Genomic DNA, 24098 nt, shown 5'->3' on the forward strand with positions numbered 1-24098 from the left:
AACAATTTCACAAATGAATGTTTCATCTATATTTTTCTTGTTGTTTATGATAAATTTAATTTATATCATTTTTTATGAAAGGTCGTAGACATGGATATAGAAAAAGGATTGTTAATAGTTTTATCAGGTCCATCTGGAGTAGGTAAAGGGACTGTACGTCGTGCAATTTTTGAAGATCCGGATACTGATTTTGAGTATTCTATTTCAATGACGACAAGAAATATGCGTGAAGGCGAAGTTGATGGTGTAGATTACTTCTTTAAAACGAGAGAAGAATTTGAAGCATTAATTGAACAGGATGCATTTATCGAATATGCTGAATATGTAGGCAATTATTACGGTACACCTGTCCAGTACGTAAAAGATACGATGGCACGTGGTAAAGATGTATTCTTAGAAATTGAAGTAGAAGGTGCAAAGCAAGTCCGTAAGAAATTCCCGGAAGCTTTATTTATCTTCTTAGCGCCACCGACGCTTGAACATTTAGAAGAGCGTTTAATCGGTCGCGGTACAGAAAGTCAGGAAGTCATTAATCATCGTATTTGTGAAGCACGTAAAGAAGTTGAAATGATGAACTTATACGATTATGTCGTGATTAATGATGAAGTAATGGATGCAAAAGAAAAAGTTCAGACAATAGTTGAAGCTGAACATTTAAAACGTGAGCGTGTAGAAGCACGATTCAGAAAAATGATACTGGAGGCAAAGTAATGTTATATCCACCGTTAGATAAATTAAAAGAGAAAGTAAATTCAAAGTATTTAATTGTTACATTAGCAGCAAAGCGTGCCCGTGAAATGCAGGAACACCCTGATGTTAAATTAATCGATAAATACAATTCTTATAAGCCAGTTGGTCAATCTTTAGAAGAAATTGCAGCTGGTAAAATTCATATTACAAGCGAACACCCTGTTGAATAGTATAAACTGACAAATGTAATGTTTGTCAGTTTTTTTATAGGAGGAAACAATGAAAATTTTATTAGGCGTTACTGGTGGTATTGCGGCATATAAAGCGATAGATTTAACGAGTAAACTTGTACAGAATGGACATGAAGTACGAGTAATTATGACGGAAAGTGCAGAGCAGTTTGTGACACCGTTACCATTTCAGGCTTTAAGTAGAAACCCTGTTTATACTGATATATTCCATGAGCAGAACCCTGCTGAAATACAGCATATCTCACTCGGAGACTGGGCAGATATAATGATAATTGCGCCATTAACTGCGTCAACACTTGGAAAAATCGCCCATGGCATCAGTGATAATATGCTGTGTGCGACAGTACTTGCATTTAAGAAACAAATATATTTAGCACCAGCAATGAACAGCAATATGTACGAAAACATTGCAGTACAAACCAATATCGATACGCTTAAAAAGCGTGGTTTTAAATTTATTGAACCTGGAGAAGGATTTTTAGCTTGTGGTTATGTTGCGAAAGGACGTATGAGTGAGCCACTCGATATTATGCAATATATTACCGAAGATAATATTGAGAAAGACTTAACCGGTATGAACGTGCTTATTACTGCCGGGCCTACAATTGAAACAATAGACCCTGTACGTTATTTGACGAATAGGTCATCTGGAAAAATGGGCTATAGTTTAGCACAAGCTGCAAGTTTGAGAGGCGCGAATGTTACGTTAGTTTCAACAGATGTCGGTTTACAAGTTCCAAGCGGTGTACGCCATATTAAAATTGAAAGCGCACAAGATATGTTTAACGCAGTAAAAGATAATATGGAACAGCATATTATTATTAAAGCCGCTGCTGTAGCAGACTATACGCCGTCAGAAACATACGAGCAGAAGCTGAAGAAACAAGACGGTGATTTAACACTGACACTTAAACGTACAGAAGACATACTAAAGTATATCGGTGAACATAAGACGTCCCAATTCGTAGTTGGATTTGCTGCTGAAACGGAGCATGTTGAAAAATATGCACGCGGCAAATTAATCAAGAAAAATGCAGATGTTATTGTTGCTAATAATGTCGGTGATAAGTCTATCGGATTTAAATCGAATGACAATGCTGTAACAATGTATTTTAAAAATGGAACGCAAATTGATATTCCGAAACAGTCAAAGTTAAACATCGCACATGAAATATTATCACATGTAAAAGAGAAGGGATTTAAGTGATTGCTAAAGTTATCGTAGACGTTAATAGTAAACGTGTTGATAAGTTATTTGATTATGTCATACCAGAACATCTGGAACGTGATATCGTACCGGGTCAGCGTGTCGCTGTGCCGTTCGGTCCACGAAAAATTCAAGGCTATGTCATTGAAGTTACAGAAAATGCAGCTTACGATAAGTTAAAGCCAATCATCCAAATTCAGGATTACATACCTGAACTTACTGCTGAACTAATAGAGTTGAGTCACTGGATGAGTTTTTCGCATGTGTCTAAACGAATTGCTGTGCTTGATGCAATGTTGCCAAATGCGATTAAAGGGAAGTATAAGAAGATATTTCGTTTAATAGACGACGCACAAGTGCCCGATGACCTCATACAATATTTTAAAGACGATATGATAACGCTTGAACGTGCACAGCAACTCGAAATAATAGAGCGCTTAAAGCCATATATAAAAGATGGCAATATTGTTGAAGACATTGAAGTCTCTCAAAAATATCAGAAAAAGACTTTCGTTGGTGTAAAGCTCAATCAGTCGAATATAGATGAAATTCTCGCGCAGTTAAAAACAGAAACACAAATTCGAGCGATAGAACTGATTCATGATGCAGGCGAATTGACATTAATCGAACTGAAAGAAGAGGGGATATCAAACGCTGTCGTCAATAACTTAGTCCAAAAAGGAGTTTTAGAGAAAATTAATATTGAAACGACGCGTGATCCATATGCGCATAAAATTTTCTTTGAAGATAAAGAAAAGGCGCTGCATGATGAACAGCAAGCGGCATATAATGCTGTTATGGCAAGTATCAATAATAATCAGTCGGAAACATTTCTATTACACGGTATTACTGGAAGCGGTAAGACAGAAGTGTATCTCCAGCTAATAAAAGAAGTATTGGATAAAGGGCAGGATGCTATCGTACTCGTGCCGGAAATTGCATTGACCCCTCAGATGGTTAACCGCTTTAAATCCCGCTTCGGAGATGAAGTAGCTGTACTGCACTCAGGACTATCTAACGGAGAACGTTATGATGAATGGCGTAAGATAAAGATGGGAGAAGCACGTGTATCTGTCGGTGCGCGTTCAAGTATATTCGCACCGTTTAAAAATATCGGTATTATTATTATCGACGAAGAGCATGAAACAACTTATAAACAGGAAGACTATCCAAGATACCATGCCCGTGAAATTGCGGAATGGCGAGCGCAGTACCATCACTGTCCACTCGTACTCGGAAGTGCCACACCGTCACTGGAAAGTTATGCACGTGCAGAAAAGGGTGTATATACGAAACTCGAAATGTTAACACGCGCTAACAAATCTGCAATGCCTGAGATGATCGTCTCAAATATGCGAGATGAACTGATGAGTGGAAACAGATCAATGTTCTCTAACATACTGCATGATAAGATTCAGGAGAAGATTGATAAAGGAGAACAAGTCGTGCTCTTCTTAAATAGAAGAGGACACGCACAGTTTATGTTATGCCGTGATTGTGGACACGTACCGATGTGCCCGAATTGTGACATTAGTTTAACGTATCATAAATATACGGATGAGCTGAAATGTCATTATTGTGGACATAAAGAACCACCTGTTAATACATGTCCGAGCTGTGAAAGTGAACATATACGTGAAATGGGTGTCGGTACGCAGAAAGTTGAAGAGATAATTTATCAGACGTTTCAAAATGCTAAAGTCATCCGTATGGATAATGATACGACGCGTAAAAAAGGTGCACACGAACGACTGCTTGAACAGTTTAAAAACGGAGAAGCAAATATTTTACTCGGTACACAGATGATTGCAAAGGGACTGGATTTCCCGAATATTACACTTGTTGGTGTACTGAATGCAGATACGATGCTGAATTTACCCGACTTCAGAGCAAGTGAGAAAACATTCCAGCTTATAACACAAGTTGCAGGACGTGCAGGACGTAGTGATAAGTTAGGAGAAGTCATTATACAGACATATAATCCTGAACACTACGCGGTACAACACGCAGTAAATTATGACTATAAAGCATTTTTCAAAGAGGAGATGGAATATAGAAGACTCGGTAAGTATCCGCCGTACTTCTATATGATTTATCTCAATATGCAGCATTATAATTTAAAGACCGTGCTGACTGAGAGTAAGCATATACATGACATATTAGTACAACACTTATCACCGAAAGCATATATACTCGGACCAGCACCAAGCCCGATTGCAAGAATTAATAATCAGCATCGCTTCCAGATTTTGATTAAGTTTAAATCAGAACCGGAGCTGTTAAAGGCACTCAATTATCTCGATGACCATTATCATGAACTGTTTGTGAAAGATAAGTTCTCACTGCATATTGATATAAACCCGTATATGATGATGTAATCATTCGTCATATCTCTTAAAATATAGTAAAATAACACCGAGCACTCTCTTTAACTTTGTTTAAGGAGAGTTTTATCATTTATATCAATACGTGGTAATACAGTGCGTTTTCATGTAAAATAGAATGATTGAAGATATAAAGGAGAAGTTACGTGATTAAACAATTAATAGAAGAACAAAACCCATTGTTACATCGTGAAGTTAAGGATGTTACACAGTTTGATGCAAGTTTAAAGGCATTGATCAAAGATTTAGAGGATACTTTATTTCATCATAATGGTGTTGGTATTGCTGCACCTCAGATCGGTGTTGATTTAAAGGTTGCTTTAGTGGATATGGAAGCTGATGGTATATTGCAACTTGTGAATCCGAAGATTGTTTCTTATTCAGAAGAGACAGAAAGCGATGTAGAAGGTTGTCTTTCAATTCCCGGCGTATTTGGTCTTGTTGATCGTTCGATTGAGATTGTGATTGAAGCAAACGATTTAGATGGTAATAAGATTGAAATGACTGCATATGATGATATTGCGCGTATTATTCAGCATGAAGTGGATCATTTATATGGTGAACTGTTCACAGAAAAAATGACGAAACAGTTAACTGAGGAAGAATTGGAGGAGATGTACGGTGAGTAATATTATTTTTATGGGTACGCCTGACTTTTCAGCACCAATTTTAAAGGCATTGCATGAAGCGCATGGTGTCAGTCTCGTCATAACACAGCCGGATAAGCCTGTTGGTCGTAAGCGTGTTTTAACACCGCCTCCTGTTAAAGTAATGGCAGAAAGTTTAGGGATTGAAGTATATCAGCCCGAATCGATGCAAAGTGATGAAGCGTTTGAGAAAGTAAGTGCGCATAGTCCTGATTTAATCATTACAGCTGCTTTCGGTCAGATTTTACCGGAGCGCGTTCTTGATATTCCACGTCTAGGTTGTATAAATGTACATGCATCGTTACTTCCGAAGTACCGTGGTGGTGCACCGATTCATAAATCGATTATTAACGGTGAAAAGTATTCTGGTGTGACGATTATGTATATGGTTAAACGTTTAGATGCAGGCGATATGATCGACAGCGTCAAAGTACCGATTGAAATCGATGATACTGTCGGAACACTGCATGATAAGTTAAGTGATGCAGGTACGAAGTTATTAATTGAAGTAATGCCGAGTGTACTAAATGGTACGAATAACCGCACACCTCAGAATGATGATGAAGCGACATTTGCATCAAATGTCAGCCGTGAAGAAGAGTATGTCACTTTTGACCGTTCGGCACTTGCAGTTCACAATCACATTCGTGGTTTAAGTCCGTGGCCTGTTGCATTTGCAAACTTTGATGGTAAAGTGATGAAACTATGGGCATCTGAAATAGCAGATGGTAAAGGTGCACCTGGTGAAGTTATTCAGGCTGATAAAGCAGGACTTGTTATAGCTACAAATGATGGTGCTGTGCGCATCACGTCATTACAACCAGCTGGTAAAAAACGCATGGATGCTGCAAGTTTTGTAGCAGGTGCGAAGTCACAACTCGTTGGGATGAAATTTAATGAAGCATAACGTGAGAAGTGTTGCACTTGAAATATTAGATGCAGTTTTAACTGAAGGTGCGTATAGTAATTTACTGATTAATGAAGCAATTAAAAAAGGATACGTTGAACCTGTTGACCGTGCACTTTTGACAGAACTTGTATATGGGACACTGCAGCGTAAACTGACGCTCGAGTTTTATGCGGCACCTTACATTAAAACGAATATTAAAGGTTGGATGAGAAGGCTCGTTTTAATGAGTATTTATCAGCATGTATATCTTGATAAAGTGCCGGATCACGCGATTATTAATGAAGCTGTTGAAATTACGAAACGTCGTGGTTCAATTGGCGGTGCAAATACTGTAAATGCGATATTAAGAAACTTTCAGCGTAATCCATTACGTGATTTGAATGAAATAAAGGATGACCTGAAACGATTAAGTGTTACGACAAGTACGCCACTTTGGTTGATCAAACACTGGAATACGCACTTTGGATTTGATACAACGCGCGACATGGCAGAAGAATTTCTGAATTATCCAGATACGACAGTTCGTGTGAATACGACGAAGATTACGCCTGAAGATGCAATAACGCGTTTAACAGAAGCGGGGTATACTGTAGAACAATCAGAGATTATTCCGGAATGTTTAACGATTGACGGGCCACCGATTGTACAGCATGAATTATTTAAACATGGTTTCTTAAGTGTTCAGGATGCTTCAAGTATGCTTGTTGCGAATGTACTTGACCCACAACCGGGTGAAACAATACTGGATACGTGTAGTGCACCTGGTGGAAAAGCATGTCACATCGCAGAGAAGATGAACCGTACTGGCCATATCGATAGTCACGATGTGCACCCACATAAAATTGATTTAATTCAATACAATATTACGCGTCTATCACTGCGTAATATTCATCCAAGTGTGCACGATGCAACCATACCATTTGATAAACAGTATGATCGTGTGCTTGTAGATGCACCGTGTTCAGGATTTGGTGTGATGAAACGTAAGCCGGAGATAAAGTATGAGAAGTCGCAAAAGGATATCGATACACTTTGGCCGCTGCAGCTTGAAATATTGAAAAATGCGGCTAACGCAGTGAAACCTGGTGGAGTTCTCGTATATTCAACTTGTACAATCGAACAGATGGAAAACGAAAATGTCGTCTATTCATTTATTAAACAAAATGATGAATTTGAAATAGAACCGATTCATTTACCGGTTATCGGTGAGAAAAAATTATTGCAGGTGTTGCCACAGGACTTTAATTCTGACGGCTTCTTCATTGCAAAACTTAGAAGGAAGTGTAAGTAATGGCATTATTAGAAAAGAAAAATAAAAAGTTTATGCCGAACTTTGAAAAACCATCGATTTATTCATTACAACTCGATGCATTAAAAGATTGGTTAGCAGATCATGGACAACAAAGTTTCAGAGCGAAACAGATTTTTGACTGGTTATATGTAAAACGTGTCAATTCATTTGAAGAAATGTCAAATTTATCGAAAGATTTACGTAAAGTGTTAGATGCTAACTTTACGATGACTGCTTTAAAAACAGTTGTGAAACAAGAGAGTAAAGACGGTACAATTAAATTTCTATTTGAATTACAAGATGGATATACGATTGAAACTGTATTAATGCGTCATGATTATGGAAATTCAGTCTGCGTTACAACGCAGGTAGGCTGTCGTATTGGATGTACGTTCTGTGCATCTACTTTAGGTGGGCTTAAACGAAACCTTGAAGCAGGAGAAATTGTAGCGCAAGTATTGAATGTACAAAAAGCACTTGATGAAGTTGATGAACGTGTCAGCCACGTAGTCATTATGGGAATTGGTGAGCCATTTGAGAATTATGATGCAATGATGGACTTCCTGAAAGTCATAAATCATAATGACGGTTTAAACATTGGTGCAAGACATATTACTGTATCAACATCAGGGATTATTCCGAGAATATATGACTTTGCAGATGAAGCGTTACAAATTAACTTTGCATTAAGCCTTCACGGTCCGAACAATGAAATTAGAAGCAGATTAATGCCGATCAACCGTGCTTATGATTTAGAAAAACTCATGGAGTCAATTGAGTACTATGTTAATAAAACAGGTCGTAGAATTACGTTCGAGTACGGCTTGTTCGGTGGTGTGAATGATCAGGTGCATCATGCGAAAGAACTCGCACAACTCATTAAACATTTAAATTGTCATGTGAATTTAATACCTGTAAACCACGTTCCAGAACGCGACTATGTACGTACGCCGAAAGAAGATATATTTAAGTTCGAAAAGGAATTAAAACGTAATGGTATTAATGCTACAATTAGACGTGAACATGGTTCAGATATTGACGCAGCATGTGGTCAATTAAGAGCGAAAGAGAGACAAGAAGAAACGAGGTAGAGATATGCACGCACGTTTTTTTACCGATATCGGTCCGTCAAGAAATAGAAATGAAGATGCAGGTGGCGTTTATTACAATCATACCGGACAAATGCTTGCAGTAATTTGTGATGGTATGGGAGGTCATAACGCAGGTCATATTGCGAGTACATTTGTAGATGAACTGATTAGAATGCGTTTTGAATCTGAGAATTTTATTGAATTTGAACACGCAGAAAGTTGGTTGCGTTCAACGATTTCTGAAATTAATAGAGAACTGTATAAACAATCGCATATGGATGATGCTAAACATGGAATGGGCACGACATTAGTATGTGCACTTCTGTATGATAACCATGTCGTTATCGCAAACGTTGGCGACTCTAGAGCTTACTTAATCAATGAACGAGAACTAAGACAAGTTACGAGCGACCATACGTTTGTGAATCATCTGTTACTTGCTGGTGGGCTCACACCTGAACAGGCGAAAAATCATCCACAGCGTAATTTTATTACGAAAGTTATGGGATCGGATAAACGTATTCATCCAGATGTTTTCGTATACGATTATAATAGATATAATTATATTATGTTAACTACAGATGGATTAACGGATTTTGTAGAAGAATATGCGATACACGAAGCTTTTAAATCTGAAACTTTTATCAATGATATTGGAAATCAATTGATTCAAAAAGCACTTGATAATAGTGCCAGAGACAATATTTCTATCGTTATCGCTCCGTTAAAAGGAGGCAGATAATATGATTGGCACTATTATAAGTGAACGTTATAAACTGCTGAAATATATCGGTGGCGGAGGTATGAGCAGTGTTTACTTAGCCGAAGATATAATATTAAATCAGCATGTCGCAGTTAAAATTATTAATATCCCACATATCGATGTCGATCGTGCGGTTCAACGTTTCGAGCGTGAAGTGCAGAATGCTACGACTTTGTCACATCCAAATATTGTGAAAGTTCTTGATGTTGATGAGGATGAACGCCATTATTATATGATTATGGAATATGTCGAAGGCCCGACCTTACATGAATATATAAAAGAAAATGGTCCGTTATCTGCAGAAGAAGCGGTGTTCTTTGCAAAACAAATATTACGTGGTATAGAGCATGCGCATTCACATCGGATTGTGCATCGTGATATAAAACCTCAGAATATATTAATGACGGATCAGAAAGAATTAAAAATATCGGATTTTGGGATTGCCCGTGCATTAAGTGAAACGGCGATGACACAGACGAATCATATTATGGGAAGTGTTCATTACTTATCACCAGAGCAGGCAAAAGGTGTCAGAACAGATGAATCTAGTGATATTTATTCAATCGGCATTGTACTATATGAAATGCTGACAGGTCATCCGCCTTTTGAAGGGGAGTCTGCAGTAAGTATTGCAATAAAGCATATTCAGGATGCGATACCGTCAGTACGTACAGAAAATAAGTCGATACCTCAAAGTCTGGAAAATGTCGTAAATAAAGCGACGATGAAAGACAAATTGCGTCGTTATCGAACAACTCAGGAAATGTATGATGATTTAAGGACAGTTCTGGATGAATCACGCCTTGAAGAAGATAAAATTGAAGAAGTCGATGATAAAACGAAACTTATTCCAATCGTTGATGACAAAGTGATTAAAAATGAAAAGAAAAAAGAATCTTTCGTTCCAGTACAAAAACCGAAACAAAATCGTAAAAATCGAAAGTGGTTGTTATTTTTAATTCCACTAATTTTAATGTTTGTATTAAGTGCGGCAGTTTATGCAACGCTATTCATGGAGTCAAAATCTACTGTTCCGGATTTAAAAGGTAAATCTTTACTACAGGCAACTGAATTGTTACACGAACATAATTTAAGAAAAGGCGAAGTTCAGTATACGTATACGACGAATGAAGAGAAAAATAAAGTCATCCGTTTTTCTCCTGGAGTCGGCGAAAAAGTTAAAGCGAATACGAAAATTGATTTAACAATTTCTAAAGGACAGGAAAAATTTGAAGTTAATAATTATATTGGCAAAAATATTAAAGATGTAAAAAAAGAGCTTGAAGATGCGAATTTTAAAAATGTCAGCTTGAAAGAAGTTCACGACATGGCGCCATCAGGTCAAGTGTTAAAACAAAGTATAGAGAACGGTATGAAAGTCATCCCGGAAGAGACTGAATTAGAACTGACAATATCTAAAGGTATAGAACAAATTTACGTGCCAGACTATACCGGTAAATCATTTGCGAAAGCTAAACATGAATTAGAGTCTTCAGGGTTTATCGTAAATGTATCAGCTAGAGAATATTCGGATGATATAGAAAAGGATAAAGTAATTTCACAAGATGTCTATAATATTAATTATCAGTATGGTTCTCAAATTAATTTTGTCGTTTCTAAAGGTAAGGATAAGAACGAAAAACAAAAGGATGACAAAGAAAGTGAAAATGATAATTCTGATGAACAAAGTTCACAATATGATAAAACATATTATGGAACGTTTACAATTCCTTACCGAGGAACTGGGGATAAACAGAAAGTAGAGATTTACATTCAGGACGATTCAAACGACATTGATAAACTAAAAGAAAGTTATGAGACGAAAAATAGTACAACGAAAAACTTTAATCTCGTTATTACGCCTGATGAAGATGGTGAGATTCTCGTTAAGATTGACGGTAAAACGTATATACATGAAAAAATAAAATATGATAGTCTTGGGAATTAACTGGTTACAGATGTAACCAGTTTTTTTCTTTCTTCATAATATGTATAATATGAATGAAGGGGGAGTGTTCATGAAGTACCATCATATATTTAATGCAGTTAGTGATAAAATTAGCGAAGTACTCCATATTCAGGATGAAGAAACGAAGGAAGTTTATATTAATATCATTAAACAGTTATCGCCCGGAAATGACTATACATTCGTTGAAATTATGAAAGAATATATCGCGGAATATCAACAGAAAAGCTTTCAGTTCTATCAATATAAAGCGAATAATGGATTCGTTGTGAATCGATCACAATACGGGCTTGAAGTTGTTGAAGTTAATAAAGATACAAGATTTGTTGTCGGGGATATGATTACCCATTTAAGTAATGATGCTGTTGACGTACTGAGTGAACGCTACCGTAAACTATTATTTCACGATGCGATTGAGCGTCAGGAATGGTCGAATTTAATTTTGAAACAAGTTGATGCAACAGTAAAGCGTAGTAGTGAATCGTATGAATTTGAACTCAAAAGATTTGAAATAGCAGATCCTTTTGTACATAAAACAGAAAGTTATCAGCATGTATTAATATATGCTCCGGAACAGTTGCATGAGATTAAAAGCGAAATTTCAACTGAACTACCAATTATACTGGATGTCCGTTATACAGAAGGAACGGCGTCAGTATTTGACATTAAACCTGAAGTCATATTGATGAGCAGACATACGAAAGGAAGTATTGAACAATATATTGTGGAAGCTGATGCTTTAAAAGTCGGTGAAGCATCGTTCGGTGCATTAAGTGAATATGAATCGATACAACTTGGTCAATATACATTTGAATATGGTGTTACAGGTGAAAGAACCGCATATCCTGACGTAGAGATCATCAATCATGCATCAGATGATCAAATAATGGAATTTGCAAAGCGACATGTTATGAATCACTTATAAAGGGTAAAGTGTTTATATAATTATTTCAGGAGGGTATAACTATGGGTAAAAGAATTCCTAAAGATCGTGGTATTGATAACTCACTAAAAATTATGAAAGAAGGATATGAGTACGTACCTTCTCGCATGAAAAAATTTAATACGAATATATTTGAAACGAATGTTTTAGGTGGAAAGACTGCTGTTGTCATTAGTGGTAAAAACGCTGCAGAATTGTTTTACGATAATGATAAAACTGAGCGTAAAGGCACTTTACCGAAACGCGTCGTTAAAACTTTGTTTGGAAAAGGTGCGATTCATACGACAGCAGGAAAAACACATCTTGACCGAAAAGCGCTTTTTATGTCATTGATGACAGATGAGAATCTTGCGTATTTAAGGAAGCTTACACGCAATTACTGGTTCCAGAATATAGAAAATATGCAGTATCAGCATAAAGTAAATGTATATAATGAATCTACAGTGTTGCTAACAAAAGTTGGATTAAGATGGGCGGGTATCGTTGAGAATCCAGACAATATTAATAAAATGGCTGACGATATGAATAAGATGATTGATTCTTTCAGTGCTATCGGTTCACTATATGGTGGCTATAGAGAAGCTAAAAAAGCACGAGCACGTGTAGAACAGTTTTTAGAAGATCAAATTGTTGCAACGCGTAAAGGGAAAATCCATCCAGAAAAAGGGACGGCTTTATACGAATTTAGTCATTGGGAAGATATGAATGGTAAACCGATGGATGCAAGACTTTGTGCTGTAGATTTAATGAATGTGATTCGCCCACTCGTAGCAATTAATAAATTTGTCAGCTTCGGCGTACTCGCGCTTCATGAATTTCCAGGTGAGCGTATACGTGTTGCTTTAAACGAAGACGACTATGCCTATAAGTTTGTTCAGGAAGTAAGACGTTACTATCCATTTGTTCCATTTTTACCAGGTAAAGCGAAAGAAAATATTACGTTTGAAGGATATAAAATTAAAAAAGATACGATGATGGTGCTTGACGTTTATGGTACATTACATCGCGATGATTTGTTCAGTGAACCAGATCGCTTCAATCCATATCGATTTGATGCATGGGATGGTAGTCCATTTGACCTTATTCCGCAAGGTGGGGGAGATTATTATACGAACCATCGTTGTGCAGGTGAGTGGATGACGATTATTATTATGGAAGAAACGATGAAGTTCTTTGCAAATGAAATTTCATATAATGTACCACCACAGGACTTTACTGTAGATACGACGAAGTTCCCGGGTAAAGTAGCATCTGGTATGGATATAGAAGATATAAAAGTAAACATAGACCGTACAAAATAAAACTGAGGCAATTGCCTCAGTTTTATTTTGTAATTTCACCTTTCCAGTCATCCATCCCTTGATCAACAACAGTAATATTAATGCCTTCTTCATATAAGTATTCAGCAGCCTGTAAAGCACGGCCACCACGTTTACATAAAATGATGTATTCATCTTCCGAATTAAATTGACTTAATTGATCAGGAATTGTATTTAAAGGAATGTTAATTGCTGATTTTATATGGCCTTCAGCAAATTCTTCAGGTGTACGTACGTCAATAATATGTGCGTCAGTTCCTGTTTGTAGTGTATCCTGTAGTGCATCTAATGTAATATGTTTCAATTTAAAGACCTCCTTTTTGTTTATGATACTATGTTTGGGATAAAATTAAAAATAAAAGGAGGAGATGTATTGCTATTATTTACGAACCCACTTGAGCAGATTCAAGCGTATATTACAGATAAAACTGCACACTTCCAGGAGATGGTGGACTATTTAACGACATTGGTGTTATTAGGTTTTGGAATTATCGTTCTTATATTAGTGGTCACATTATTTTTACTGTACAAAATATACAGACAAACAAGTAAAGGTTATGTTGATCGCATTCGAGCAGAAGTTGAACGTGACTTAATTCAGAAATATCAGCTGGAACTTCGTGAAGATTACAAAAAATACTTGCAAAAAAAGTAGTTGTCATTTAATCAATATAGGAGTATGAATATGTTAAGTATGTCACAATATTGCCACTTGTTGCACTTGATGTTCTTACTTTTTCATCATAAACTATTTGTGAAATACATCACAAGGAGAATAGAAAATGAAACAGCAGGCAGATTTAGAAAGCGAATTTTTTTACGGTAGATTATTGATGGAAGGTATCCAGCATACTGTAACGACGAAACAAGGTTTGATTTCAAGCTTTACGATAAGATATTTATTGCGTGCAATGATGGCAGGGTTTATCATAGCGCTGATCACAATTTTTACGTGGAAATTAAAAATTGATTTTTTAAAAGTGACAGATTCAGGAGTTGCGGCTCTCATTGGAGGGGTCGGCTTTAGTGTCGCCCTTGTATTTATTATGTTTACGTATTCAGAGTTGCTGACGAGCAACTTTATGTATTTTACTGTAGGGATGTATTATAAAACGATTGATTTATACCATGCGCTGCTCGTGTTTCTTGTCTGTTTCATCGGAAATATTCTCGGCGGACTCGTTTTGTTTTTAATGCTTTCTTTTTCTACATTACTGTCTGATGATATGATAAAATTGATGATAACTATTACAGAATATAAAGCGCATACATTAACAGCACATGATATATTTATTCGTGGAATTTTTGCGAATTTCTTTATTAACATTTCAATCATTGTTTCAATGCATTTTAAGGAAGCATTTCCGAAAATGTTCGTATTGATGATTGGTGTTACGATATTTGCGTACATGGGTTATGAACATGTTATTGCGAATGGTATAATATTTACTGGTGCAGTCGTTAATGGAATAAGTTCTGAGTATTACCTTGATATCATTAAAAATATTATTATGAGTGGTCTAGGTAATTATATTGGTGGCGGTTTATTAATCGGTTTGTTTTATGCGTATTTAAATGCGCCAAAATCTTCTAAATGAGGTGAATGTTATTAAAGGTCAAATCATAAAAGCATTAAGTGGTTTTTATTACGTAAAGTATAATGATGAAATTTATCAATGTCGTGCACGTGGTAATTTCAGAAAGAAAGGGATAAATCCACTCGTAGGTGATTTCGTTACATTCCAGATAGAGAATGAAACGGATGGCTACATACTATCTATAGAAGAAAGAACGAATTATATGGTAAGACCGCCAGTTGCAAATATTGAACGTGTGATTATCGTAATGAGTGCAAAGGAACCAGAATTCAGTTTAAACTTACTTGATAAGTTTCTCGTAAAGGTTGAATCTTATCATATTGAACCCGTAATTTTAGTGACAAAGCGAGATTTATTATCGGCATCTGAATGCAGCAAAATCGAAAATCATTTAGCATATTATACATCGATCGGATACGAGACGTACTTCGTTTCAAATTTAAATACGCAGTCTTATGACACGCTTGTAAAAGGGATAACAGTACTTGCTGGTCAGTCTGGTGTTGGGAAGTCATCATTTATTAATAGTTTAATACCTGATGCGAACTTAAATACTGGCGTTATTAGCAACGCGTTAAATCGAGGAAAACATACGACGAGGCATGTTGAATTGATACCGTTACAAAATGGTTATATTGCGGATACACCAGGATTTAGCTCATTGGATCTTGATAATATCGAAAAAGTCACATTAAAAAATATGTTTCCTGAATTTATCGCCATTGCTGATGCATGTAAGTTTAGAGAATGCCTGCATATCAATGAACCGAAATGTGCGGTTAAAAGCGCTGTAGAAGCAGGTGAAATACTACAGACACGATATGACCATTATTTACAGATGATACGGGAAATTGAATCTAGAAAGGTGAGATATTAATGAAAGTAGCACCGAGTTTATTATCATGTAATTTTATGAAATTAGAAGACGAAATCAATGCAATTGAAGCTGCTGGTGCAGATTACTTACATTTCGATGTAATGGACGGTATGTTCGTTCCGAATTTATCGTTTGCATTTCCGATATTACAGCAAATTAGAGCGCATACGAAAATGACGATTGATACACATTTAATGGTAAAGAAACCAGAACGTTATATTCAGGCCTTTGCAGATGCGGGTAGTGATATTATTACCGTTCATGTTGAAGCAACCGAGCATATACACCGTACTTTACAGCTTATTCGTGATACTGGAAAAAAAGTCGGAATCACTTTAAATCCGGGCACACCTATAGAAGTATTAATGCCTGTATTGCACATGGTAGATCTTGTGCTCGTAATGACAGTTAATCCTGGATTTGGTGGCCAGTCATTTATTCAGGAATGTTTAAGTAAAATTGAATTTTTGAAAAATTATCGAAATGAACACCAACTTACATATGAAATCGAAGTAGATGGTGGCGTCAATGATGTAACTGCGCAGTATTGTATCGATAGTGGGGCGGATGTTCTTGTAGCAGGCTCTTACTTTTTTAAACATGATGACTATTCGATGCCTGTCAGAGCGCTGAAGGGAGAATAGTATGAACTTACATATTATTTGTACGAAGTTAGATGTAGATGATTCAATCTTTGAACAATATCGTGATGATGACTGGATTGGTGTTGATTATGGTGCGTTAATGCTCATTGAACATAATATTAGACCGATTGCAGTATTCGGAGATTTTGATTCAATCGATGAAAATGAGCGCGCGCGCATTGAAAATGAAATTGAAATCGATTATTTACCCGCAGAGAAAAATGAAACGGATTTAGAAGTGGCGCTTCAGTATGCGAAAGATTTAGGTTATCAGAAAGTATTCATTCATGGTGCTACTGGTGGTAGACTGGATCACTTTTTAGGTAATTTACAGACGTTATTACATCCGGAAGTATTATTATCTCAAAGTGAATTTATTATGGTGAACGATCAAAATACGATTCAAGTACTTGCAGCGGGAACGCATATCATTGAGAAGGAATATGATAAGAAATATATTTCGTTTATTCCAGTTAATGATGGGGTCATATTGACTTTAGTAGGATTCAAATATGATGTTGAGCGGTTTGAAGTAAATTTAGGAATTACGAGAACTGTTTCGAATGAATTTCAATCAACGCGAGCTGAAGTAACAGTTGAGCAAGGTATGGTATATATAATTCAAAGTAAAGAATAAAAAAAGACCTTTCACACAAAGGTCTTTTTTGTATCTATATATTCAATTAAACACGTGTCACTTTACCTGATTTTAATGCACGAGCTGAAACCCATACACGTTTAGGCTTACCATCTACTAAGATGCGGACTTTTTGTAAGTTTGCTCCGAAGCGACGTTTGCTGTAGTTCATTGCGTGAGAACGATTGTTACCTGTTACGGCTTTACGACCAGTAACATGACATACTTTAGCCATTGTTTTTGCCTCCTTTAATAGAATATAGAGATACACTTATCTTTTACATACTATAACAATTTAACATAATTCAATTTGTATTGCAATAAATTTTTGTCATTCGTCGTATGTGCAAATAATCGATTTTCTTTTATTTTAAATGATATAAGTTCAAACTAATAAAATTATTTTTAAGATTAAACGAGACAATTCTTGTAATTATGAATATTTATTGATTATAATAATGTGACGAGTGTATAAACAAGGAGGCAGTGAAATGACATTAGAGATTACAAATGAATTTGGTTCAATCGATATTTCAAGTGATGTAATCGCAACGATTGCAGGTGGTGCGGCAGTTGAGTGTTACGGCATTATCGGTATGGCAAGTAAACATCAGGTGCGAGACGGCATTGCTGATATTTTAGGACGAGATAACTATTCTAAAGGTGTTATCGTAACGAATAAGGACGGTATTTTAGATGTTGATATGTATATTATCGTAGCTTACGGCACTAAAATTTCAGAAATTGCGAGTAACGTTCAGTCTACAGTTAAATACACTTTAGAGAAAACTTTAAACTTAACGGTGAATTCAGTGAACATTTACATTCAAGGTGTACGTGTCATCAAGCTGGATGATGAAGAATAGGGAGGATTTCATAATGAAAACAATTGACGGCAAGCTATTTGCTGAAATGATAATTACAGGGGCAAATAACTTATCTCAAAACGCTGACTATGTAGATTCACTGAATGTCTTTCCAGTACCAGATGGTGATACTGGGACGAACATGAATCTTTCTATCAGTTCAGGTGCGAAAGAGACTGAAGAGAATATTGAAGCGCATATCGGTAATGTAGGTATCGCTTTCTCTAAAGGACTATTAATGGGTGCACGTGGTAATTCTGGTGTTATATTATCACAGTTATTCCGTGGTTTTTCAAAATATATTGAAGCGGAAAGTGAAATTGACAGTACGAAATTTGCGAAAGCATTCCAGGCTGGTGTGAAAACTGCATATAAAGCAGTAATGAAACCAGTTGAAGGTACAATTCTTACTGTAGCGAGAGAAGCATCTGAAGCTGCAATGAAAGCAAGTGAAACAACAGATAATTGTATAGAAATTATGGAAGCACTTGTGAAAGAAGGTAACGCATCATTACAACGTACGCCGGATTTATTGCCAGTACTTAAAGAAGTTGGCGTTGTAGATAGTGGTGGACAAGGTTTAATGTATGTGTATGAAGGATTCCTTGCAGTACTAAAAGGAGAAAAAATCGCTGCACCTGTAAAACGCGATATCGATGATAACTTTATTAACGATGAACACGATTTCGGTGATGTTGTAAAAACGGAAGATATCGTACCTGGGTTCTGTACAGAATTCATGGTTCGTTTCAAAGAAGGTATGAAACCATTCAGCGAAGATCAATTTAGAGAAGATATGTCGAAGTTCGGTGATTCTTTATTAGTAATTTCAGATGATGAAATTGTAAAAACACATGTTCACTCGGAAACTCCAGGTGAAGCATTAACATATGGTAGTCAGTACGGTGAAATTATTAAAATTAAAATTGAGAATATGCGTGAACAACACCGAGAAGTATTACGTAAACGTGGTGTTAAAGAAACGACAAATGAAATCGCTAAAGTAGAAAAAGCATTAATTACGATTTCTATGGGTGATGGCATTACTGAATTATTTAAATCTATCGGTGCGACACATGTTATTAGTGGTGGTCAAACGATGAATCCATCAACTGAGGATATCGTAAAGATAATCGAAGCGAGTGGCTGTAAAGAGGCGGTTGTATTACCAAATAATAAAAACATTATTATGGCTGCAGAGCAAGCTGCAGAAGTTGCTGAAATTCCGGTTGCAGTTGTTCCGACTAAAACAATTCCACAAGGTTTAGGTGCGATGCTTGCATATAATCCTGAAGCATCTTGCGATGACAATAAAGAATCGATGACTGAAGCGATGCAGCATGTTAAATCTGGTTCTGTAACGTATGCAGTAAGAGATACATCTATTGATGGTGTAAATATCGAAAAAGATGCATTTATGGGTATTAATGAAGGTAAAATCACAGTATCTGATAAGGATCAGAATAAAGTATGCATCGAACTGTTAAAATCTATGATTGATGAAGACTCTGAAATTGTAACGATTATTAAAGGTGCTGATGCAACAGATGATAATGTCGCTGCGATTGAAAACTTCTTAACAGAAAATTACGAAGATGTAGAAATTGAAATTCAGGATGGAAAACAACCGATATATAGCTTTATGTTTTCTGTAGAATAAGTTAATCTATAAGTATTAGAACTACACTGTACAGTGTAGTTCTTTTTCAATGAAATTAAGGGGGAAAATTATGAAATATAGAAGCGTTTTTGATATTATAGGGCCAGTGATGGTAGGACCATCATCTTCACATACAGCAGGAGCAGTAAGAATTGGTCTCGTCGCAAGAGATTTATTCGGAGGTACTCCGGAAGTCGTTGACATATATTTATACGGTTCGTTTATGGAAACGTATAAAGGACATGGCACGGATGTTGCTTTAGTTGCAGGATTATTAGGATTCGATACAGATGATAGTAGAATTCCGGATAGTTTAGCATTAGCTGAAGCGGCTGGACTGCAAATTAATTTTATCGAGATGACAGAGGAAAGAAGTCATCCTAATACTGCGATATTAAATATGAGAAGCATGGACCAGCAATTATCAATTGAAGGTATTTCTATCGGTGGTGGTAAAATAGAAATCGTCGCATTAAATGGTTTCCAAATTGCGATTTCAGGCAACTACCCGGCGCTATTAGTATTCCATAAAGATACTTTCGGAACGATTGCGAAAGTAACAACAATTTTAAGTAAGCACGAGATTAACGTTGGACAAATGCAAGTTTCCCGCAAGGAAAAAGGAGATTTAGCATTAATGACGTGTGAGCTTGATGATGAAATAACAGATGAAATCATCGATGAAATTAGACGTTGTGATGGAATTCAAACTGTTACGTTAATGACAGAATCATAAAAGGGGAGAAAGTATGTTTAAAAGTGTAGAAGAACTTATTCAAATTTGTGAAAGAGAAAATAAAAGTATTTCAGATGTAATGATCGCTCAGGAAATGGCTGTTTCAAAACAAAGTTATGAAACAGTAATGGCGAATATGGAACGAAATTTAAATGTAATGGAACAAGCAGTTGAACGTGGATTAAATGGTGTCTCAAGTCCAACAGGATTGACTGGTATGGATGCTGTTAAATTACGTGATTATATCGCTAAAGGGAATACTTTAAGCGGTGAAACATTACTGGATGCAGTTTCAAAAGCAGTTGCAACAAATGAAGTCAATGCAGCAATGGGATTAATATGTGCAACACCAACGGCTGGTAGTGCAGGCGTTGTACCTGGAACACTATTTGCAATGAAAGCGCGTCTGAATCCGACGAGAGAAGAGATGGTTAAGTTTTTATTCACAACTGGTGCATTCGGCTTTGTCGTTGCAAATAATGCATCGATATCGGGCGCTGCAGGTGGGTGCCAGGCAGAAGTTGGTAGTGCGGCAGCAATGGCAGCAGCAGCAATAGTTGAGATGGCAGGCGGTACGCCACAAATGAGTGCGCATGCATTTAGTATATGCCTGAAAAACATGTTAGGACTTGTATGTGATCCTGTTGCAGGGTTAGTTGAAGTTCCTTGTGTTAAACGTAATGCAGCTGGTGCTTCTAATGCAATTGTTTCTGCAGATATGGCACTTGCAGGTGTTGAAAGCAGAATACCGACAGATGAAGTGATCGAAGCAATGTACAAAATTGGATTAACGATGCCAAGTGCGCTGCGTGAAACAGGACGTGGAGGTCTCGCAGGTACTAAAACCGGCCAGGAAATGAAGGAAAGAATCTTTGGAACAAAATCAGCATCTTCTTACAACGGATAGTAAACTTGAAGATTTAAAAGGTGTAGGGCCGAAGTCTATCGAACATTTAAATACGTTGAACATTCATTCGATAGAGGATCTTATTTTATATCTACCTTATAAATTTGAAGATGAAACGGTTGTGAATTTACATGATGCTGAAGATAAAGCAAAAATAACGGTGCAGGGTGAAATTTACTCTGCACCTGTTTTAGCACACTTCGGTCGTGGAAAATCGAAAGTTTCGTTTCATATGATGGTAGATAATGTGGCTGTTAAAGTTGAATTTTTTAATCAAATGTATGTCAAACGAATAGCAGAAACAGGGAAAACAGTTAAAGTGACTGGCAAGTGGAACAAAGCAAGACAAATTATACAAGGTAGTAAAATCAATGAAGATTTGGGCGGTGTAAGTCTCGTCCCACAATATAGTTTAAAAAGTTTAATTAAACGCGCAAGTTTTAGAAAAATGATAGAAAGCGCATTTCATGAAGTGACGATACAGCCTTTTTTACCAGCTCAGTTAATTGAAAAATATAAATTATGGGATTTGAATCAATCAATTTATGAACTGCATTTCCCGACAAGTCATCAACATCTGCAGCAGGCAAGGAGGAGTTTTGCCTTTTGTGAGTTATTGTTATTTCAGCTGAAGATGCGGATGCTGAACCAACTTGAACAAAAAGATGCACCAAACAGTAAAGTACATTACGATATAAAACGAGTAAAAGCATTCATTTCAACATTACCATTCGAACTTACAGATGCTCAAAAGCAAGTTGTAAATGAAATCTTTCGAGATATGAAGCACGAGAATCGCATGAACCGTTTGCTTCAAGGTGACGTAGGATCTGGTAAAACAGTCGTTGCTGCAATTTGTATGTTTGCGTTAATGACTGCTGGCAGACAAAGTGCACTTATGGTCCCTACAGAAATTCTTGCTGAACAACACGCAGAAAGTCTGGCGCAATTATACGGGGAACAATTAAATATCGCGTTGCTGACGAGTTCAATAAAAGGGAAGAAGCGGGCACTCATACTTGAAGCACTTGAACGCGGTGAAATAGACGTTATTGTTGGGACACATGCACTCATCAGTGAACCTGTAAAGTTTCATGATCTAGGACTTGTAATTACTGATGAACAGCATAGATTCGGAGTAAATCAACGTAAATTACTGCGTGAAAAAGGGAATGATGCGAACGTATTATTTATGACAGCGACACCGATACCACGTACACTTGCAATTTCCGTTTTTGGTGAATTAGATGTGTCTACTATAAAGCAGATGCCTAAAGGTCGTAAACCCATTATTACGGAGTGGGCAAAACATGAAGAAATTGAACTTGTACATGAGAAAACAGCGCGTGAAATTAATGCAGGCAGACAAGTGTACGTCATTTGTCCTTTAATAGAAGCGTCAGAACATCTTGATGTAAAAAATGCAGTTGAAATTTATGAATCGTATCAAGCAAGATTTGGTATAGATAAAGTTGGTTTATTACACGGCAAAATGAAAGCTGAAGAAAAAGATGAAGTGATGAATAAGTTTCAAAATCATGATTTTGATGTTATAGTATCTACAACAGTTGTTGAAGTCGGCGTAAATGTTCCGAATGCAACGATGATTGTCATATATGATGCAGAACGCTTCGGTCTTTCTACACTTCACCAATTACGTGGTCGTGTAGGAAGAAGTTCATATCAAAGTTATTGTATGCTAATCGGTAATCCTGAGAGTGAAACCGGTATTGAACGACTGCAAATAATGACACAAACAACAGACGGATTCGTGTTAAGTGAGAAGGATCTTGAAATGCGTGGTCCAGGAGATTTCTTTGGCGTGAAACAAAGCGGATTACCTGATTTTAAAGTCGCAAATATTGTTGAAGATTATCGTATGCTCGAAGTTGCCCGGGATGAAGCAAGTGAATTAATTTTAAGCGGGGCATTAAATGTGCCTGAGCTATGTAATTTGAAGTTACGTGTAGAAAAAGAACTGAAAGCACACCAACTGGATTAAAGGAGATAGAAATGAGAGTAATTATTAGATTGATTGGCGTTTTACTTATTGGTGCTGCAATCACAATGTTTTTCTGGCAGGACATTCGTGCATATTTTACGAATTCCGTTAATGAGAAAATCATTAAATCATATGAGAAAAATGAAGACCATGTTAAAGTAAATGAATTTGAAAAATGGGTTACGAAAACAGAACCTGAAAAACTAAAATTAAAAGATAATATGCTTGGTTATTTAAAAATTAAAGCAGCAAAAATTAATGAACCTTTGTATAAAGGACCAGCAACACAGGAAGCTATGAAAAATGGTGTTGTACTTGTGGATAAAGGTGAAAAGTTAACAGAACAAAATGTTGCGATTGCAGGACATCGTGTTGAAGGTGCGGGGATTCGATTTAATTATTTAGACCGTGCAAAAGTAGGCGACAAAGTTGAACTATTATCACGATCTGGAACGAATGTATATGAAATATATAAAATTTATAATGTAAAACCGACAGAAGTTGGTGTGTTAGATGAACATCCAGGAAAGCCTCAGGAATTAACATTAATTACATGTGAGGAATATAATCCGGATACGTTATTATTTGAAAAACGTATGATCGTAAAAGCTGAAATTATTGAGAAAAATGGTGTTAAAGTTAAAAAGAAAAACTCAGAAATAAAGAAAGCAGCATAAGCAAATAAGGCTTTAACTGCAACAAGCAAAAT

The 24098-nt window shown here is 36.5% G+C and carries 25 protein-coding genes; 23 read left to right on the plus strand and 2 right to left on the minus strand.

Annotated features, from left to right (window positions below; translation table 11 throughout):
* Positions 1 to 90 precede the first annotated feature (90 nt).
* The 12 genes from gmk to LAU42_RS04640 all read left to right on the plus strand — a co-directional run bounded on the left by gmk (position 91) and on the right by LAU42_RS04640 (position 13444).
* Positions 91 to 711, plus strand: coding sequence for a guanylate kinase (gmk, locus tag LAU42_RS04585; RefSeq protein WP_224184511.1), 621 nt, complete (start codon positions 91 to 93; stop codon positions 709 to 711).
* The gene (gene rpoZ, locus LAU42_RS04590; protein WP_224184512.1) at positions 711 to 920 is read left to right on the plus strand and encodes a DNA-directed RNA polymerase subunit omega; all 210 of its coding nucleotides are present in this window, start codon (positions 711 to 713) and stop codon (positions 918 to 920) included. The genes gmk and rpoZ overlap by 1 nt, the downstream gene beginning before the upstream one ends.
* Before the next feature lie 49 nt (positions 921 to 969).
* A complete protein-coding gene (gene coaBC, locus LAU42_RS04595; protein ID WP_224184513.1) occupies positions 970 to 2148 on the plus strand; it encodes a bifunctional phosphopantothenoylcysteine decarboxylase/phosphopantothenate--cysteine ligase CoaBC in 1179 nt (392 codons plus the stop codon).
* Entirely contained in the window at positions 2145 to 4526 is a 2382-nt protein-coding gene (priA, locus tag LAU42_RS04600; protein WP_224184514.1) for a primosomal protein N', read from the plus strand. Before coaBC ends, priA begins: the two co-directional genes overlap by 4 nt.
* Positions 4527 to 4678: 152 nt before the next feature.
* A complete protein-coding gene (gene def / locus LAU42_RS04605; RefSeq protein WP_101034971.1) occupies positions 4679 to 5161 on the plus strand; it encodes a peptide deformylase in 483 nt (160 codons plus the stop codon).
* Positions 5154 to 6086 carry a methionyl-tRNA formyltransferase gene (gene fmt / locus LAU42_RS04610; RefSeq protein ID WP_224184515.1) on the plus strand — a complete coding sequence of 311 codons (933 nt, stop codon included), beginning with the start codon at positions 5154 to 5156 and terminating at the stop codon, positions 6084 to 6086. Before def ends, fmt begins: the two co-directional genes overlap by 8 nt.
* On the plus strand, positions 6076 to 7380 hold the full coding sequence (gene rsmB, locus LAU42_RS04615) for a 16S rRNA (cytosine(967)-C(5))-methyltransferase RsmB (RefSeq protein WP_224184516.1): 1305 nt from the start codon (positions 6076 to 6078) through the stop codon (positions 7378 to 7380). Before fmt ends, rsmB begins: the two co-directional genes overlap by 11 nt.
* The gene (gene rlmN, locus LAU42_RS04620) at positions 7380 to 8471 is read left to right on the plus strand and encodes a dual-specificity RNA methyltransferase RlmN (RefSeq protein WP_224184517.1); all 1092 of its coding nucleotides are present in this window, start codon (positions 7380 to 7382) and stop codon (positions 8469 to 8471) included. The genes rsmB and rlmN overlap by 1 nt, the downstream gene beginning before the upstream one ends.
* Before the next feature lie 4 nt (positions 8472 to 8475).
* Positions 8476 to 9213: a Stp1/IreP family PP2C-type Ser/Thr phosphatase gene (locus LAU42_RS04625; protein WP_224184518.1), complete on the plus strand. Its 738-nt coding sequence runs from the start codon at positions 8476 to 8478 to the stop codon at positions 9211 to 9213.
* Position 9214: 1 nt separating this feature from the next.
* Positions 9215 to 11182, plus strand: a complete 1968-nt coding sequence (pknB, locus tag LAU42_RS04630; protein ID WP_224184519.1) for a Stk1 family PASTA domain-containing Ser/Thr kinase — start codon at positions 9215 to 9217, stop codon at positions 11180 to 11182.
* Between the two features lie 70 nt (positions 11183 to 11252).
* A complete protein-coding gene (locus tag LAU42_RS04635; protein ID WP_224184520.1) occupies positions 11253 to 12125 on the plus strand; it encodes a hypothetical protein in 873 nt (290 codons plus the stop codon).
* Positions 12126 to 12166: 41 nt separating this feature from the next.
* Complete coding sequence (locus LAU42_RS04640) at positions 12167 to 13444, plus strand: cytochrome P450 (RefSeq protein WP_224184521.1); 1278 nt, start codon at positions 12167 to 12169, stop codon at positions 13442 to 13444.
* 22 nt (positions 13445 to 13466) lie between these two features.
* Here the strand turns inward: LAU42_RS04640 and LAU42_RS04645 are convergent, their stop codons facing one another.
* Positions 13467 to 13766, minus strand: coding sequence for a rhodanese-like domain-containing protein (locus LAU42_RS04645; protein WP_224184522.1), 300 nt, complete (start codon positions 13764 to 13766; stop codon positions 13467 to 13469).
* A 69-nt stretch (positions 13767 to 13835) separates the two neighbouring features.
* Here LAU42_RS04645 and LAU42_RS04650 point away from each other — a divergent pair, with 69 nt between their 5' ends.
* The 5 genes from LAU42_RS04650 to LAU42_RS04670 all read left to right on the plus strand — a co-directional run bounded on the left by LAU42_RS04650 (position 13836) and on the right by LAU42_RS04670 (position 17218).
* Positions 13836 to 14117, plus strand: a complete 282-nt coding sequence (locus LAU42_RS04650) for a hypothetical protein (protein ID WP_224184523.1) — start codon at positions 13836 to 13838, stop codon at positions 14115 to 14117.
* 127 nt (positions 14118 to 14244) lie between these two features.
* The gene (locus LAU42_RS04655; RefSeq protein ID WP_224184524.1) at positions 14245 to 15060 is read left to right on the plus strand and encodes a formate/nitrite transporter family protein; all 816 of its coding nucleotides are present in this window, start codon (positions 14245 to 14247) and stop codon (positions 15058 to 15060) included.
* Positions 15038 to 15937 (plus strand): ribosome small subunit-dependent GTPase A, encoded by a 900-nt coding sequence (rsgA, locus tag LAU42_RS04660; RefSeq protein WP_224184525.1) that lies wholly within the window; start codon positions 15038 to 15040, stop codon positions 15935 to 15937. The genes LAU42_RS04655 and rsgA overlap by 23 nt, the downstream gene beginning before the upstream one ends.
* Positions 15937 to 16581, plus strand: a complete 645-nt coding sequence (gene rpe / locus LAU42_RS04665) for a ribulose-phosphate 3-epimerase (RefSeq protein ID WP_224184526.1) — start codon at positions 15937 to 15939, stop codon at positions 16579 to 16581. The genes rsgA and rpe overlap by 1 nt, the downstream gene beginning before the upstream one ends.
* 1 nt (position 16582) lies before the next feature.
* Complete coding sequence (locus LAU42_RS04670) at positions 16583 to 17218, plus strand: thiamine diphosphokinase (RefSeq protein ID WP_224184527.1); 636 nt, start codon at positions 16583 to 16585, stop codon at positions 17216 to 17218.
* Positions 17219 to 17264: 46 nt separating this feature from the next.
* Here LAU42_RS04670 and rpmB read toward each other — a convergent pair whose 3' ends face one another.
* Positions 17265 to 17453 (minus strand): 50S ribosomal protein L28, encoded by a 189-nt coding sequence (gene rpmB, locus LAU42_RS04675; RefSeq protein WP_219494595.1) that lies wholly within the window; start codon positions 17451 to 17453, stop codon positions 17265 to 17267.
* Positions 17454 to 17709: 256 nt separating this feature from the next.
* Here rpmB and LAU42_RS04680 point away from each other — a divergent pair, with 256 nt between their 5' ends.
* The 6 genes from LAU42_RS04680 (at position 17710) to LAU42_RS04705 (ending at position 24066) form a co-directional block, all read left to right on the plus strand.
* Entirely contained in the window at positions 17710 to 18084 is a 375-nt protein-coding gene (locus LAU42_RS04680; RefSeq protein WP_224184528.1) for an Asp23/Gls24 family envelope stress response protein, read from the plus strand.
* 10 nt (positions 18085 to 18094) lie between these two features.
* Positions 18095 to 19744, plus strand: a complete 1650-nt coding sequence (locus tag LAU42_RS04685) for a DAK2 domain-containing protein (RefSeq protein ID WP_224184736.1) — start codon at positions 18095 to 18097, stop codon at positions 19742 to 19744.
* A 70-nt stretch (positions 19745 to 19814) separates the two neighbouring features.
* Complete coding sequence (gene sdaAB / locus LAU42_RS04690) at positions 19815 to 20480, plus strand: L-serine ammonia-lyase, iron-sulfur-dependent subunit beta (RefSeq protein ID WP_224184529.1); 666 nt, start codon at positions 19815 to 19817, stop codon at positions 20478 to 20480.
* Positions 20481 to 20493: 13 nt separating this feature from the next.
* Positions 20494 to 21387: an L-serine ammonia-lyase, iron-sulfur-dependent, subunit alpha gene (gene sdaAA / locus LAU42_RS04695; RefSeq protein WP_224184530.1), complete on the plus strand. Its 894-nt coding sequence runs from the start codon at positions 20494 to 20496 to the stop codon at positions 21385 to 21387.
* Positions 21353 to 23389 carry an ATP-dependent DNA helicase RecG gene (gene recG, locus LAU42_RS04700; protein WP_224184531.1) on the plus strand — a complete coding sequence of 679 codons (2037 nt, stop codon included), beginning with the start codon at positions 21353 to 21355 and terminating at the stop codon, positions 23387 to 23389. Before sdaAA ends, recG begins: the two co-directional genes overlap by 35 nt.
* Before the next feature lie 11 nt (positions 23390 to 23400).
* On the plus strand, positions 23401 to 24066 hold the full coding sequence (locus tag LAU42_RS04705) for a class A sortase (protein ID WP_224184532.1): 666 nt from the start codon (positions 23401 to 23403) through the stop codon (positions 24064 to 24066).
* Positions 24067 to 24098: the final 32 nt, after the last annotated feature.

Origin of the sequence: Macrococcus armenti, from assembly GCF_020097135.1 — a bacterium.
In the GTDB taxonomy this organism is placed as follows: domain Bacteria; phylum Bacillota; class Bacilli; order Staphylococcales; family Staphylococcaceae; genus Macrococcoides; species Macrococcoides armenti.

Excerpts from the sequence above, each read along its gene's own strand:
- rpmB (WP_219494595.1), bottom strand. The coding sequence starts at position 17,453 with ATGGCTAAAGTATGTCATGTTACTGGTCGTAAAGCCGTAACAGGTAAC.
- LAU42_RS04705 (WP_224184532.1), top strand. The coding sequence starts at position 23,401 with ATGAGAGTAATTATTAGATTGATTGGCGTTTTACTTATTGGTGCTGCA.
- LAU42_RS04625 (WP_224184518.1), top strand. The coding sequence starts at position 8,476 with ATGCACGCACGTTTTTTTACCGATATCGGTCCGTCAAGAAATAGAAAT.
- LAU42_RS04640 (WP_224184521.1), top strand. The coding sequence starts at position 12,167 with ATGGGTAAAAGAATTCCTAAAGATCGTGGTATTGATAACTCACTAAAA.
- LAU42_RS04655 (WP_224184524.1), top strand. The coding sequence starts at position 14,245 with ATGAAACAGCAGGCAGATTTAGAAAGCGAATTTTTTTACGGTAGATTA.
- gmk (WP_224184511.1), top strand. The coding sequence starts at position 91 with ATGGATATAGAAAAAGGATTGTTAATAGTTTTATCAGGTCCATCTGGA.
- rlmN (WP_224184517.1), top strand. The coding sequence starts at position 7,380 with ATGGCATTATTAGAAAAGAAAAATAAAAAGTTTATGCCGAACTTTGAA.
- rpoZ (WP_224184512.1), top strand. The coding sequence starts at position 711 with ATGTTATATCCACCGTTAGATAAATTAAAAGAGAAAGTAAATTCAAAG.
- rpe (WP_224184526.1), top strand. The coding sequence starts at position 15,937 with ATGAAAGTAGCACCGAGTTTATTATCATGTAATTTTATGAAATTAGAA.
- LAU42_RS04680 (WP_224184528.1), top strand. The coding sequence starts at position 17,710 with ATGACATTAGAGATTACAAATGAATTTGGTTCAATCGATATTTCAAGT.
- rsgA (WP_224184525.1), top strand. The coding sequence starts at position 15,038 with ATGCGCCAAAATCTTCTAAATGAGGTGAATGTTATTAAAGGTCAAATC.
- LAU42_RS04670 (WP_224184527.1), top strand. The coding sequence starts at position 16,583 with ATGAACTTACATATTATTTGTACGAAGTTAGATGTAGATGATTCAATC.
- LAU42_RS04635 (WP_224184520.1), top strand. The coding sequence starts at position 11,253 with ATGAAGTACCATCATATATTTAATGCAGTTAGTGATAAAATTAGCGAA.
- sdaAB (WP_224184529.1), top strand. The coding sequence starts at position 19,815 with ATGAAATATAGAAGCGTTTTTGATATTATAGGGCCAGTGATGGTAGGA.
- coaBC (WP_224184513.1), top strand. The coding sequence starts at position 970 with ATGAAAATTTTATTAGGCGTTACTGGTGGTATTGCGGCATATAAAGCG.
- pknB (WP_224184519.1), top strand. The coding sequence starts at position 9,215 with ATGATTGGCACTATTATAAGTGAACGTTATAAACTGCTGAAATATATC.
- sdaAA (WP_224184530.1), top strand. The coding sequence starts at position 20,494 with ATGTTTAAAAGTGTAGAAGAACTTATTCAAATTTGTGAAAGAGAAAAT.
- rsmB (WP_224184516.1), top strand. The coding sequence starts at position 6,076 with ATGAAGCATAACGTGAGAAGTGTTGCACTTGAAATATTAGATGCAGTT.